This window comes from bacterium, assembly GCA_024742285.1.
GTDB lineage: Bacteria > Myxococcota_A > UBA9160 > UBA9160 > UBA4427 > UBA4427.
On sequence record JANSYR010000011.1, the window covers coordinates 1 to 14167 of the forward strand.

9 protein-coding genes are annotated in these 14167 nt (G+C 65.0%); 7 read left to right on the forward strand and 2 right to left on the reverse strand.

Translation table 11 applies throughout. The features are described from left to right. The first annotated feature begins 331 nt into the window (after positions 1 to 331). Entirely contained in the window at positions 332 to 1030 is a 699-nt protein-coding gene (locus tag NXI30_18855) for an endonuclease/exonuclease/phosphatase family protein (GenBank protein MCR9096291.1), read from the forward strand. Positions 1031 to 1515: 485 nt separating this feature from the next. On the opposite strand, the gene NXI30_18860 is transcribed toward NXI30_18855, so the two are convergent. Next, entirely contained in the window at positions 1516 to 1872 is a 357-nt protein-coding gene (locus NXI30_18860; protein MCR9096292.1) for a hypothetical protein, read from the reverse strand. 353 nt (positions 1873 to 2225) lie between these two features. On the opposite strand from NXI30_18860, the gene NXI30_18865 reads away from it, so the two are divergent. Next, a complete protein-coding gene (locus NXI30_18865) occupies positions 2226 to 3452 on the forward strand; it encodes an integrase family protein (GenBank protein ID MCR9096293.1) in 1227 nt (408 codons plus the stop codon). Here the strand turns inward: NXI30_18865 and NXI30_18870 are convergent. After that, a complete protein-coding gene (locus NXI30_18870) occupies positions 3449 to 4039 on the reverse strand; it encodes a hypothetical protein (protein ID MCR9096294.1) in 591 nt (196 codons plus the stop codon). The two genes, NXI30_18865 and NXI30_18870, sit on opposite strands and share 4 nt — an antisense overlap. A 166-nt stretch (positions 4040 to 4205) precedes the next feature. On the opposite strand from NXI30_18870, the gene NXI30_18875 reads away from it, so the two are divergent. The 5 genes from NXI30_18875 (at position 4206) to NXI30_18895 (ending at position 14086) form a co-directional block, all read left to right on the forward strand. Next, a complete protein-coding gene (locus tag NXI30_18875; GenBank protein ID MCR9096295.1) occupies positions 4206 to 4640 on the forward strand; it encodes a hypothetical protein in 435 nt (144 codons plus the stop codon). Between the two features lie 36 nt (positions 4641 to 4676). After that, positions 4677 to 4958, forward strand: a complete 282-nt coding sequence (locus NXI30_18880) for a helix-turn-helix domain-containing protein (GenBank protein MCR9096296.1) — start codon at positions 4677 to 4679, stop codon at positions 4956 to 4958. Positions 4959 to 5255: 297 nt separating this feature from the next. After that, positions 5256 to 8135 carry a hypothetical protein gene (locus NXI30_18885; GenBank protein ID MCR9096297.1) on the forward strand — a complete coding sequence of 960 codons (2880 nt, stop codon included), beginning with the start codon at positions 5256 to 5258 and terminating at the stop codon, positions 8133 to 8135. 666 nt (positions 8136 to 8801) lie between these two features. Then, complete coding sequence (locus NXI30_18890; GenBank protein MCR9096298.1) at positions 8802 to 11342, forward strand: hypothetical protein; 2541 nt, start codon at positions 8802 to 8804, stop codon at positions 11340 to 11342. 233 nt (positions 11343 to 11575) lie between these two features. Then, positions 11576 to 14086: a carboxypeptidase-like regulatory domain-containing protein gene (locus NXI30_18895; GenBank protein ID MCR9096299.1), complete on the forward strand. Its 2511-nt coding sequence runs from the start codon at positions 11576 to 11578 to the stop codon at positions 14084 to 14086. Positions 14087 to 14167: the final 81 nt, after the last annotated feature.

The window sequence follows — 14167 nt, forward strand, 5'->3', positions numbered from 1 at the left end:
CCGGTCCTCAGCCATGCGTGCCGAAAGCTTGCGGCCCTGGGTCAAGCACTACAATCATGAGCGACCCCATCGCTCGCTCGGCAAGAAGACGCCTATGCAGCGGCTCAGGGAATACCGTCAACAAGCTGCTTAGGTCCCACATCTAGCCCAGGCGGAACGAGGCCGGGTCGTGCGGGTGCGTTGCCGGTTTTCTGCCCCCGATCGGGTCTCGTCGGGAACTTCCAGTCGTGGCGGTTGATCCAAGCTCCGAGCCCGCCGATAGGCGGGAGGCTGCTGCTCGAGCGTCCCGCGTCGCGGGGAGGCCGGCCAGGGCGGCGCGGAGGGAATGGGCTTGAGCAAGGCGATCCGGATCTTCTCGGGGAATCTCTGGTGGGGGCGCGCGGACAGCGACGCCCTCGTCGGGATGATTCGCCGCTACGAGATCGACGTCTTCTGTGCGCAGGAGCTCGGCTGGGAGAACGCCGAGGCCATCGCCGACGAGCTCCCCTTCGGCGGGCTCGAGCCCACCGACGGCTTCCAGGGCATGGGCATCGCCCTGCGCCAGGAAGCCGAGTACGAGCGGATCCCCCTCGACTTTCGTCCGGCCCGCCATGTCGTGCTCGATCCGGGCGTCTGGAACGGGCTCGCGCGTCCAATCTCGCTGATCAACGTCCACTTCCAGGCCCCGCACTCGGCGCGACCCTTCCCGCCGTCGCGGGTGCGCGCACGGCAGGCGGCCGGCCTCGAGACCTTCCTCGACGCGAACCCGAGCGACGCACGCCTCATGGTCGGCGACTACAACGCCACCCCGGTCTGGCCGCTCTATCGCCGCCTCGCCCGGCGCTTCACGGATGGCGCGATCCAGTGCGCCCAGCGAGAAGGCCGCGACGTCCAAAGCACCTGGGGCCCGAAGCCCGAGAGCCCGCGCTATCTGCGGATCGACCACGCGATGGTCCGCGGCCTCCGCGTCGACAACTTCCGCGTCGTCGACATCGCGGGCAGCGACCACTCGGGGCTGCTCTTCGATATCTCGCCGGATCAGCTCGGCTAAGCCTTCGCCTGCGGGCGCTCGGCGAGTCCTTCTCCTTCGCCTGCGGGCGCTCGGCGAGTGATCGTTCGCCTGCGGGCGCTCGGCAAGTGATCGTTCGCCTGGGTGCGATTGGCGAGTCGTTCGCCGGCGAGCGCTCGGCGAGTCCTTCTCTTTCGCCTGCACCTGCGAGCGGGCGGCGAGCGGGCTCCGTCAGAGGCGTCGTCGACCTGCACCGACCCGATCGGTTTCGCCCTCCGATCGGGCCGGTGAGATCGAGCGTCCCGCGGAATCCGCCGCGCCCCGAGTCTCGCCAGGGGGACCGGCGAAGCTCAGAACGGATGTCCGCAATCCGCGTCCGAAAGCGCGTTCGGGCTGGAACGGACTGAGCACGTGCGTTCCTTCGTGCTCAGTTCGCTCCACGTTGCCCGTGATGCGCCACGCACCTACGCGCTGGGCGTCGCCCAACGAGCAGAATGGGTGGCCTTCAAGCGCACACGCTCAAGGCCTCAAAAAGGAAGGGACCAGTCCGACGAAGGCGTGCCCGCCGCTCCACGCTTCGCGCGGCCGCGACCCTGGCTCTGGACCTTGCGCACCGTCCGGCGAGAGCGGCCCCAGTTCGCGGGGGCCGGCGCCGACCAGGCATCGACCTGGACGCTTCGGGCGCGACGGATCGGGCGCGCCGCGCCCGAAGGCGTGCAGCCCGGAGAGTTCGTCAGCGTCGGAACCGAGAAGGAAGCGACCGGGATCTCGCTCACGTCGGCGGGGGCGTAGAGCTCGTCCTCCGAGAGGTCGCCGGCGAAGCGGTCCAGGTTGCGGTCGAAGTCATTCAGGTCGAGGTCGAGGGGCTTGATCGGTTCGCTCACGGGTCGTTCTCCTGGGGTTCTCGGGGTCCCGGGACCGTAGGCGAAAGTCGGGCGAAAAGCAATCAAAAGGCGAAAGTCGAGGCGAAACTATTGATCGGGTGTGCCTTCGTCGAGACGCTGAGGGCGGTCTGGTCGACGGCAGAGGGGTGGGGTGGTATCCAACGCCCGGGCCCGTAGCTCAGTTGGTAGAGCAGGAGACTTTTAACTTCTCCACGGCCGGTAGCCCGGGGTGGCTCCCGGGAAAATCCTAAATCAAATCAGCAGCTTGGCCGACGACGAGGTATGACTCGGTATGCCCAGGGAGCGTCAGGAACCTGTTCCTGAACCTCCTCTCGGGCAGAGGAGACCACCTCGTGCCGCGCGTCCGCCTGACACAGCAGAAGGTCAAGGCCACCGAGCCGACCGACCGGCCTCAGTTCATCGCGGACGCTGGCCAGCCTGGTCTCTACCTCCGAGTCGGCAAGCGGCGCGCTGACGGCTCTTGTGTGCGCAGCTGGGTCTTCCAGCGAGACGAGCGGCGCACGGGCAAGACCCGCCGAACGACGATCGGCAGGTGGCCTGCGTGGGATCTGGCCTCCGCCCGAGAGCGCGCCCGCGAGCTGACGCGAAAGATGGATCTGGGCGAGTCGATCAGGCCAAAACCGCCCAAGGAGCAGCCGACGCTCGAACAGGCGGTTCGGCTGCACCAGGAATCCATGCGCCACCGGGGCTGCGCCGAAGGCTCGATCAGGATGCTGGAGGTCGAGCTGCGGCGACACGTGAAGCCATGGCTCGGTCGGCCGCTCGACGAGCTCGCGCCCGGCGAGGTTCGCGCCCGCCACATGCAGCTCAGCCGGGCCTCCGGTCCCTACCTCGCCAACCGCATCATGAAGCATCTCCGGGCTTGCTACCGCACCGCTCGGAAATCGCACCGGGACCTGCCCGCGGACCTCCCCACGGATGCCGTCGAGTGGAATCGGGAGGAGCGGCGCGACAACCCGGTCCCGTGGGACGAGCTCCCGGATTTCGCCCGGGCGCTTGACCGCTACGAGAACCCGATCCGCCGCGACTACATGCTCTTCCTGCTCCACACGGCGTTGCGCAAGTCGGACGCAGCGCGCGTGAGGTGGGAGGAGGTCGACTGGGAGGCGGGCACGCTGTTCCGGCCGGAGCCCAAAGGGGGGCGCAAGAAGGCGTTTACGTTGCCGCTCTCTCGCACGGCGCTCGAGATCCTTGAAAGGCGTCGGCAGGATCGGCTCTCGGAAGAGTGGGCTTTCCCGGCCGTGCGGCGAGGCAACGGCGCGGCCAACGCTTGCGGTCCCCTGCGCGAGTATCGAGAGTCGGAGATCGAGGTTCCGAGTCCTCACCGATTGCGCCGCACCTGGGCGACGGCTGCGGCAGAGCTGAACGTGAACTTCGTGACGATCCAGCTGATCCTGAATCACGCCCGCCCGAAGGACAACGTGACGTTCGGCTACGTCAGCCCGTCGCTCGAGAGCATGCGGGCCGAGTGCAACCGAGTCTCGCAGTTCCTTTCGGAGCGGATGAAGGGGGAGGGGGATCGGGACGAGGACGAAGGGGCCGAGGGAGACGACGGCTAGTCCGCCATCTCGGCCTCCGCCTCCGTGCGCGTCTCCGCAATCCATTGGCGGATCCGTCGTTCCATGATCGTCTTCACGCGCTCCGGAGAAAGTCCGATCTCTGGCAGCGTGAGAATGCTGAGCGCGAATCGGCTGAACTCGTTCTCACCCGAAATCGGCCCCTTGAACTTGTCGAAGTGGACGGTCAGCTGATCGTCGCTCCGGTGTCTCGCCCAGAACTGCGTAACCGACTTGCCGGCGAGAATCTCCTGCCACTTGATCGTGGCGTTCTGCTTCGGCTCCGCCATCACCGCGAAGAGGTAGTCGATCGCCTCGTCTGCCTCCTTCAGCGACTCCAGCAGCCGCACCTCGGCGCAGATCCAGTCTCCATAGATTACGTGGATTCCCCTTCCGAACGCCGCCGTGCGTTCCGCGAGCTCCCGGTATTTCTTTTGGAGCGCTCTTGCCTGCCTCCTGCGTGGGTTCGACAAGCGTTTCTCACCTGTGTGGTAGCGGAATAGGTCGCGGAGCATCAACACCTCGCGCCGTACATCACTAACCGGCAAGTCGAAGATTTCCGAAATTTTTTCGACGCTGTTCTCCGCCATTCCCCGGCAAGCATCGGCCTGTCGTGGTCCCAGACTTAGCGCCCGCGAGGGGGAATGATTGCGTTCACTCTGAGCGGATTGCTTCCCGACCGATTGCCCTTGTCCCGTCCACTTCACCAGCAGAGCCGGCCACGTTGGTCGGCACGAGAGGTAAGAGGAGGCCAAGATGGCCAATCGCGAGAGCACGAATACGACGATCGAAGACAAGACTTCAGACACCACTGGCGTACCCGCCGCCGCGATGCGTAGTGCGGTCTGGGAAGACGACGAGGCCTGGAACGTTTCGGCGGGGCTGATGGAGGATGGGCACTACCAGGCGGCCTGGGATGTTGCGCACGGACTTGTTCGCCGGAATCCGGGATTTCTTCCGGCGTACTTGATCATCGTTCGGTACTTCGTCGAGGCGGACAACTGTGACTTCGCCGATCACGCAAGAATCGCCCACAACATTCACGCCACCTTGCGGTCAGCGATGACCCATATCGACGACGGAGTCGAAACGGTGGTCCTGATGGAAAACGGAGTACCAGGCCGAACCCTCAACGTTCGAGACGAGCTGATCGCGCTGGCCAAGCAGTACGGCGTCCTCTCGCCGACGTAGTGCGGATGTCGATCACCTTACTGGATTGCCCAAGTCATGTTCGACGAAGCCCTCGAACACCTTGCTAAGCGCGTGGCCGAGCTGGTTGTGGAGCGCCTGCCCAGGGAGACCTCTGGGCGGGTGCCTCCCGACCCGCTGGAGATGCTCACGACCGGCGAGGTCGCGACTCTGCTGAAGGTGCATCAAGTGTCCCTGAAGCAGTGGCGGGGTCGGCGCGGGACCGGGCCGCCTTACGTCCGCATCGGTCGATCCATTCGGTACCGCCGTAGAGATGTTGAAGCTTGGATGGAAGAGATCAAGGACGAACGCCGAGAATAGTGCGTGGTCGGCGAATGCCGACAGCTTGGTCAGAGTCATACGGAACGCTGGACGTCTCGTATTGCCGATCCCTAACGGTGAGTAACGATTGCACTCACTGGCTCGCGTCGACGCAATGTCGACAGAAATCAACATCAAAGAGAATCAGGTGGGCGTGCAATGCGCGCACCGACGGGTCGCAGTAGCCACGCCCAGGGTGGGTGATCGACGATGGCGGTCCGGGCTTCGGAATATCGAGCGGAGCAGAAAGGCAATCCGAGATGCTGAAGCATCGACCAGTCCGGAGAGAACGCTGTTATGGCTTCCGAAATGACGAACGGCCGCGGGGGAGCGCCCGCGACCGCTCAAGATGGCGTCCGAAATGACGCTGCGAACGATACCCCTTCGTCTCCCACTAACAACCTTCCTGAAGAGATTGAGAAGGACCACCTCCGTGTCGAGCTGACTGACCTGTTGCAGGCGCAGGTAGACGACGAAGCGCCCGACCCGGCCCTGGTGCTGGTGGTCAAATATCGCGAGGCACCTGCCGGTTCGAAACGCACCCTTGGGTGCCGTAGATTTACGACTGCGGACGACGCGGTCGATTGGGTGCGCGAGCGTCACGCCGCGGCGGACTCATCGAATCCGCCGAGCTTTTATGCCGTCGCCAATGGTACCGGCTCCGAACCCAGAGTCTGGAACGCCGACAAGAGTAAGCGCGTGGTGTCGAAGGGCAGTGTCGGCAATCCGCCGGTGCAGGATCCGCGTCACGGCGAGATTCTCCGCCTGACGTGGATACTCATCGACATTGACCCTCTCGGAAATGAGGCCATGTCGCCCGCGTTGCGCAAGCTGGCCCGTCAGGCGATTCGTGACCTTCATTTGCCCCTGTGGCACGTGCTCGACTCTGGCCGCGGCGTCCAGGCGATGCTCCGACTCACAGAGCCGGCGCCGAATACGGTTTCGAACTTCCAGATGTACACGCGGGTAGGCAAGGCCATCCAGGCCCGCTTGAAGTCACTGCTCGAAGGCGCGCCCGTCGAGGTCGACTCGGTCCACAACGCCAACCGGCAGAGCCGGCTTGCGGGCACTATGAACTGGAAGACAAAGCGCTGGGCGACCTTCCTCGAGCGCCCTTGCAAGACCGCGGGCCTGCTGACCGAGTTGGCTGAGAAGTTCAGCATTCAGTCGTCGGAGCACGGCAGCAAGACGGTCGGGACTCGAGAAACGGGAAAAATCCTCTTCGACGAGAGGATTCAGGAGCTTCAGCTTGCGGGCGATTGGGAACCTAACGACTGGCAGCTTGAGCTAATCGAGCGGGTCAGAGATTCGGGCCCACCCGATCTGGACAGGCTCACCGAGAATGGCCGCAATTGGGTCGAACTCCACGAGTGGACCCAGGAGAAGGGAGCGATCGACAGGTCGCGGGAGGCCGAGTGGGTGGCCCAGCAATTGCTGGAGATGTGTGAGCCCATCGAGGGGATCATGGCTGCGCTCGAGGACAGCCCGCACTGCAACGAGCAGTCGGACCCCGAGCGGGCGCGCTGGCGCTGCCTCGGTGCCGCCGTACGGGCGTGCAGATGGGGGATCGGCGACGAGGAGCCAGGTGGGGAGGAACCTGCAGGGACGCCAGAGCGGAACCCGGCCGTCGATTCGGCTCCCGGCTCCATCCAGCTAAACGACTACGCCACCCATCTCGTAGTCGAGGCGCTGGAGAAGGTGCTCGCAGCGCGCGGGAACATCTATCGCCGGGGTGCCGAGCTCGCTCGCGTTCGCGAGTTGGAGGAGGCCGAGGCCGAATCCGACCGCTCGGGTGCGCAGCGCATCTACAGACACGCTGGCGTCTCCGAGATCGCGGTTGCAAACCCCGACTATCTCATGATCGAGCTTTCGCGTACCGGGACGAAGTTCTGGATGGCGACCAAGGAAGGTCCGAAGAAAGTCCCGGCAGCCAGGACTCGGCCGTATTGCGGCACTCTTGCCGCACTGGCGGACGAGACGAGGTTCCCGATTCTCCGGGGCGTCTCTACGACTCCGTCGCTGGATCGCGACGAGCCGGGATACGATCCTGAGACGGGGCTATTCCTTGCATACCCGGCGGACATGTATCCGTCGGTGGGGATGGAGCCGGGGAAGGACGCTGCCGCGGCGGCGCTCGAGCGCCTCGCGCATCCGCTCCGGGAGTTTCCCTTCGTCACGGAGGCCGACCGGTCGGTGGCGCTCGCGGCGACGCTCCTGGCGGTCGTGCGTGGCGAGCTGGGACCCTGTCCGCTCCATGGCTTCTCGGCGCCATCGCCGGGAAGCGGCAAGACACTCCTCACATCAATGGTCGGGGTGATCGGAGCAGGCGTGGAGCCCTCGGCGATCACCTTCACGCCCGACGCCGACGAGATGGAAAAGCGCCTGTCTTCGCTCTTGCGCACCGGTGATCAGGTGATTCTCATCGACAACGTGACGCACGCCATGCACGGGGCCTTCCTCTGCATGATGTTCACGATGGATCAGGTCCAGGCGCGAATCCTCGGCAAGTCAGAGCGGATGCTGCTACCGAGCCGCGTGACCGTGCTCGCGACGGGGAACAACTTGAGGTTCCAAGGCGACATGGTGCGTCGCCAGGTGACCTGCACGATCGACCCGCGTATTGAGAACCCGGAGAATCGATCTTTCTCCTTCAATCCTCTGATCGAGGTCAAGGAGCGGCGGGCTGAGGCCGTCGCGGACGTTCTGACCGTCCTGCGGGCCTACCGCGCGGCCGGGGGACCAGCGTCCGTCCGACCGCTAGGGTCCTTCGAGGACTACGACTTGATCCGGGGGGCGCTGGTCTGGCTCGACCGGACGGATCCCGTGGAGACGATGCCGAACGCGAAGGCCGACGACCCCGAGCTCGAGGAGCGCGGGCTGCTCTTTCGGGTACTGCTGGCTTTCGCTGAGGGGCGAGTCGGGGGTGCGCCGGACCGGCGTTTTCTGCTGCGTGACCTCGACGACAGCGCTCGTGCTGCGATCGACAACTGGTTCGGGAAGGGAGGAATCTCGCTCCGGAGGCTGGGCAATATCTTGAAGCATCACCGCGACCGACCTTTCGGCGGGGTCGTGCTGCGCTCCGAGACGAATCGGTCCAAGGAGACCCGCTGGTGGTTCGAGGTGGACGACATCGCGCGGCGGGCGCGGTGGTGGCGCGGCGAGGTTCCGAACTTCTAGAGCGGGGGGGGAGGCGATGCCCGGGGGGGGGGGAGGCAAGTTCCGGGTTTCCGGGTCTACCGGGTCCGTCCGCCTTCGCTCGTTCCCACGAGCCCCAAAAAAGTCGAGGGGGCAAGAAGAACTTGAATTTGAGAGCCTCGAACTTGCTCGGGGTGCACTAAGACCCGGTAGACCCGGAGACCCGGGAAATCCCCCCACGGGGCTACGCGCGGCTTCCCGCTGTGCGCCCCGACGAATCTGCACCCACACGGCTAGGCCCTATGCGCGGTGCGCCCGCGCGAGCCGCGCCGCTCGAGGCGTCCTCGCAGGCTACACCGACCCTGCCGCGCTCGGCGCACCGCCTGCCTGCCGGCCGGCCGCCCCGACCCCGATGGCATCCTCTGCGGCCTCGGAGGCCCCTGCGTGCCGCGCTCGCCTCCCTCCGGAACTCCATCGCCCATCGCGCGGCCACGGAATCTGCTGGTCCCACCTCGGCTTACTTGCGCCCCCGGCCAGCCAGCGGGGCCCAGGCGCCAAGGCTTGCTGCTGAGCGTTTCTCAGCGGGGCCGTAACAATATTCGACCCGCACCCGTCTACCCGATTCGCACGAAACCAGACGGCGCGCGCGATTCTCCATCTAAGCGTGCGGCGACTCCGAAGAGACCGCGACGGGAGGGCTGCTCGGTCATGAGTTCGAAACACCTCGCGCGCGTCGCCGCGTTCTTGCTCGGGTCAGCCTGTATCTCGTTGGTCGCCTCGTCGTGTTCAAGCGATGGCGTCGCGTCGATCGAGTCCCGCGACCCGGGGATGATCGACCCGCAGCCTGATCTGGTAGGCCCACCTCGCTGGGCATCCCCGGGCGAACGCCGACGTGAAGCTGAGTCAGATACCGATACGCTCAACCCCCGACTAAGCGCGTTTCGGAAAGAATCGCCGCTGAAGTACGGGTATCCGGGAAGCCCTCGGCTCGCGCGCTTTCTCTTCTACTTCACCGAGACGCCCGGGACGAGCGTCGAAGAGAGCGTCGCGGAGACCTTCAATCTTCCGGCGGAAGCGGCCCGCCTCGCGGTTCGGGCCACATTCGCGCAGACGGCCGCCTGGAAAGATTCCGTGCTCGAAGGATCTGTCAGCACACACTACGCCGAAGCGGAGCGGCACTACTGGGAGGCGATCGAGCTCGCTCCCCGCGAGTGGGTTCTCTATGAGTCGCTCGGAAAGCTCTACTCCGCGAGCCCCCAGCGCTGCGACATGGACGGCATCGAGCGCCTTGGCGAACGGTGGGGCGACCGCCGTGAAGCGCTGCTGCGACTCGCGCCGATCGTGATTGGCAGCGATGAGTGCGAAGACCTCTACCATGCTCTGCTGCCCGACTACCCCGAGGATATTCAGGTACTCGGACTCCTCGCGCGCCGATTCGACAGCAATTGGCACGCGGCAGCCTTCGGAATTGCCGTCCGTCAGGTCGCGCTCGAGCTGGCCTCGGAGCACGCCACCTCAGCTGCGCTACGGCTCACGATCGATCGAGGGCTGATTCACGCATTGCTCAGCTCGGGGCAAGGCAGCGAGGCGCTCGCGTTGTGGGAGAGCCGCTCTGAGGACGATCGGAACCGGATGCTCGGGTCGCCGAATGCGTTCGAGCGAGTGTTTCCTAGCGGCTTTCGTGGGATAGACGGGCGGATCGACGAGGCATTGGCTCTCGAGCTTGCCGCGGCCTATTTGGTCGCGGGACGGACTGATCGCGCACTTTCACTGATGCCGTCGCCGCCGAAGCTTCCGTCTCCGTCCGCCGACAAGAGCCTCTTGTACCGTCACAGCACCCCACACGCCTGCTACCGCCTCCTTGCGGTTGCCCTCGGCGAGCAGGTTGACGATTCGTTCGAATTCCTACTCGAGCTGGCTGGCGGCGGAGAGATGTTCAGCGACACCGTCGAGACCTGCCATCACAACGACACCTGGATTCAGCTCAGCCGACAGATCGCGAGAGAGGCCGGCTACCCACGCTTCGAAGCCGCGTTCAAGGAAGACGAGGTCAACCCGTTTGAGACGTCCTCATTCGAGTACTTCGAGCAGCACGACAAGAAATTCCTAAGCGGGGCGTCAACGCGGCTTCGCGAGCACTACAACGGAATACGAAGCAGGTTCGAGATCGCGGATGCGCCAGACCGATCTGCGGATCTCCCGGCTCAGACACAGCGAGCAGTCGACGCACGCTTCGAATCGCCGTTCACTGAGAGTTCCGCTTCCGACGCTGCGTCGACGAATCGACCATCGACACCGCTATTGCAATGGATTGCGAACGCGGCGCGTTCCGATACGAATTCGTCTGGCGACGTTGTCCGCACTGATCGCCGCGGCGATCTCGTAGCTCGCGTGCATCTCAATCAAGACGTCGACCCGATGGGCGAAGTCGGAGGCGGGGGGTATTGGCTCAGCTTCTCACCAGACGGAGGCAAGCGCTGGACCCGGAGATTCTACACGGGGCTCCGCGCTCACTTTCCGTATGTCGTGGAATCCGAGAGTGAGATACCGATTCTCGCAGGAGAGATGGTGCAGCTCGCCGTCGAGATCGAGGAGATCGATACATCGACGATCAGCTTCCCGCCGATCGGCCTTGGCTCAAAGCGACGGGAGGCGGGGCGCCTACTCACCGTTTCGCTGGAGGCTCTTGCCAAAGACAGCGACACTGATGGCCTCACGGACCTTCTCGAGAGAGCCCTTCTTCTTGATCCGGCCAGCTCGGACTCCGACGGGGACGGTCTTCCCGACGCTTTCGACGCGCTGCCCCGGACGCCGTATCGATTGGAGGCCGACTCTGCGCGAGCTGATGCGCTCAAGGCGGCAATCCCCCATCTCTTCGGGTCCGGGCTTCACGCGCGTGTGGTCGCTCCGGTTAGCGCTGCTGACTTCGACGACGCTCACATCGAGCGAGCCCTAGGCTCTCCCGTTGGGGAGGGATCCGAGAGGACTCTCTTCGTCGTAGGCGACAACGTCGACTTCTCGGCGATTTCAGTCGCCGCGCGCGTAGTCGTACTGTCTCCAGAGGAGTCAGCTGCAATCGACGAGCACACAGGCGTCTTCTATCCGATATCGATCGGGCTGTTCATTCTCGATCACGACGAACGCCGCGGTTACCTCGGATGGGGCGGAGGGTGGACAGGTGGCGCGCTCGGCTTCAAGCGGATATTCGGGCGCTGGACCGTGGAGGTTCTCTCACATTGGATGACCTGACCTCTGGGCCTAGGTACGGCAACTTGTACCCGGTTGGCTGGGCGCCGCTCGGCGTTTTCGCTGCGCCGAATAGCGCTCCGTAGTCGGGAGGCGAAGACTCGATGGTTCACGGGCTGAGATTGAGAGCAACCGCCTTCTCTCCCGCGATGCTCGTCTCGTTGTCCTTGAGTCTCCTACTGGCCGTGCTGGGCGCGTGCTCTCGCTCGACCCCGGGTGATTCCACCAATCGCTGGGTGGTCGCGCCCGAAGGTTTGCCCCACGTCGAGAGGGTCGTCCTGCGAGGCCGGCTTCTGGACTCTGAAGGCGAGGCGATTGCCGGCGCCGCGATCCGGTACGTACCAGATGCCGCCACGCTCAAGGCCGTCGTGGGCGCGCTACCCGAACGAGACGGCGAGTTTGCGGTTGCCTTCCCCGGCTTCTCGATCGACGAAGCTCCAGCGGTCGTGACGGGACCCGACGGACGATTCGAGCTCCAGACGTGGCGATCGATGGACCGCAGTGAGGAGAACTGGAATTCGAACCTCGTGTGGCCGGCCGGCGGTCTCGTGGTGACCGCGCCGGGGTACGCGGTGCGGCTTCTCACGCACCATTGGACAGATCCGCCCGAGAGGGACTTTGGCGAGGTTCTACTCATGGCCGAGTTGGCGGTTGACGGCGTCGTCGTGGACGAGAGCGGCCGGCCCATTGCTGGCGCACGTATCCGAGTAGAGCATTCCGGCACTTGGGACGAGGTGTGGCGCACCTTTGATATTGCGGACGTGTACCGGCTCGGGCTCACGGACAAGACCCAGACTGACCCCGATGGACGTTTCCGGCTCGGCGGTTTGAGCACCGGAGGTCATCACTTCTCGATCAAGCGCGACGGATTCGGGACGGCGGTGTCCTGGATCGCGGGAGCGAGCGGGATGACTGTCGGCGTGGGCGAGGTCCCATTGACTAGGGTCGAGGGGATCTGCGGCGTCGTACGCGATGAGGGCGGAGCCGCGGTGCCGGGAGCCAGCATCTGGCTTGCGGACGCCTATTTCGACCGTGGGATCACGCCGGGTTTTCTGGCTGGTCCTCCGCTTCGAGAGGGCGAATCGGGTTGGACTGATCCGCTCGTCCGGGCTCTGCGCGATCGAAAGGTACCGGGGGCCACTTCGGACCGAAACGGGGAGTTCTGCGCCTTCGGACCCGGCGGCCCGTCGTATGACCTCTACGCGGTCGCCGATGGGTTTGAGCTCTCACGGGTCGAGGACGTTGGCGACGGCCGGCGTGACGTGGGCGTCGCGCTCGCAACGAGGACGACGCCCGTCGCGCCGGATCCCCTGGCATGGCCTAGGCAGGATGAAGGAGTCGCCGAGCTTCAAGTTGCGGTCAGAGACGCGCACGGACACCCCGTGCCAGGGGCGGCGGTCTTTGGCGCTCGGTGGTCTTTCGAAGAGGGCGAGCCGATTGGGGAGACGAACGGCGACGGCATGCTGCTCACTAAAGTGTCACCAGCGAAGACGACGGTCGTTTACGCGCGACGCGGTACGCGGTGGAGTACCCGGGCGATGATCGACTGGCGATCCCAGTCACGCCTGGAAGCGGCGCTGACTGTGGTCGAGACCGGTGGAATCGAGGGCCTCGCGCTCGACGAGAACGGCCATGCGGATCCGTACGCGTGGCTTTCGCTCACTCCGCTGGACATCCCGAATGATCTGCATCCCGATCGGCCGGACGAGCGGGCGGACGCTGAGGGGCGGTTCAAGTTCTCTGAGCTTCTCCCAGGACGGTACGAGGTCACCTCTCATTTCCGCTTCGAGGGATGGCAGGGCACCGAGGTCGTAGTAGCGGCCGGCCGGTCGGCCGAAGCCGTCGTCACGACCGAACGCTCATCACCAAGACTACGTGGCCTTGTCACGTCGGGAGGTCGCCCCGTTGTTTGGGCGAAGATCGAGGGCCGCATCAACGATCCCGAGCGGTTCGGGTACTACATGTCGTACTCGCTTCGCGACGGAAAGTACGACGCCTGGGTGGACCGAGTCGGAGACTATGACCTGGCGGTCGAGACAACGGGCGGCGGTCGTTCGAAGCCCATCCGCGTATCGATCGGCGAGGGCGAGGTTGCAACGGCCGATTTTCGTCTGCCGACCGGCGGGATCGGTGGCACAGTCGTCACGCGCGTGGATGGTTCGCCGGTCGGTGGGATCATCGTCGCGCTATTCGACAAGGGAAACGACTTCGTCGCGCGCGCGAGCGACTTCACTGATGCTGAAGGGCGATTCACATTCTCCGAACTCGACGACGGCGAGTACGTCGTGCGGACAACGAGGGTGGTTTCGTATTGGCCGGACTACGCGGGACAGAGCTTCTCGCTGTCATCGATGTCTGTTGCCGTTCACGATGGTGCGATAGCGGAGATCACGTTCCGAGAGGAAGCTTCGGCGTCTATCGTTGGATCCGTCCGCACGTCCAGCGGCATGCCCGCGCGGGACGGGACCGAGATCTGCGCCGTTCGCATCGACGTCGATCCGCCGGAGCCTCCGGTTCCGGACGACTGTGTTGCACGGTCCTACAGCCGCTCTGGCAGATTCGTCATTGAGGCGCTGAATCGCGCCACACACCGGGTGGCCGCGGAGGCCGCAAGTCCGAGCGTTGTTCGGGAGCGCGGAGTCGTCGTCGATCTTTCGGCACACGGTCGTGCTGACGCTGATGTGGTCGTCCGGGGTGCAAGGCGGCCAAGAGATCCCGCCACTGAGACGGCTCCGGGCGCCCAGTGACGGTCGGGAGGCGCGGAGGGTAGGGCTTGACCTATCCCCGACGGCGATCGTTCCGCCGCTTGAGGACTCTGAGGTGAGCGA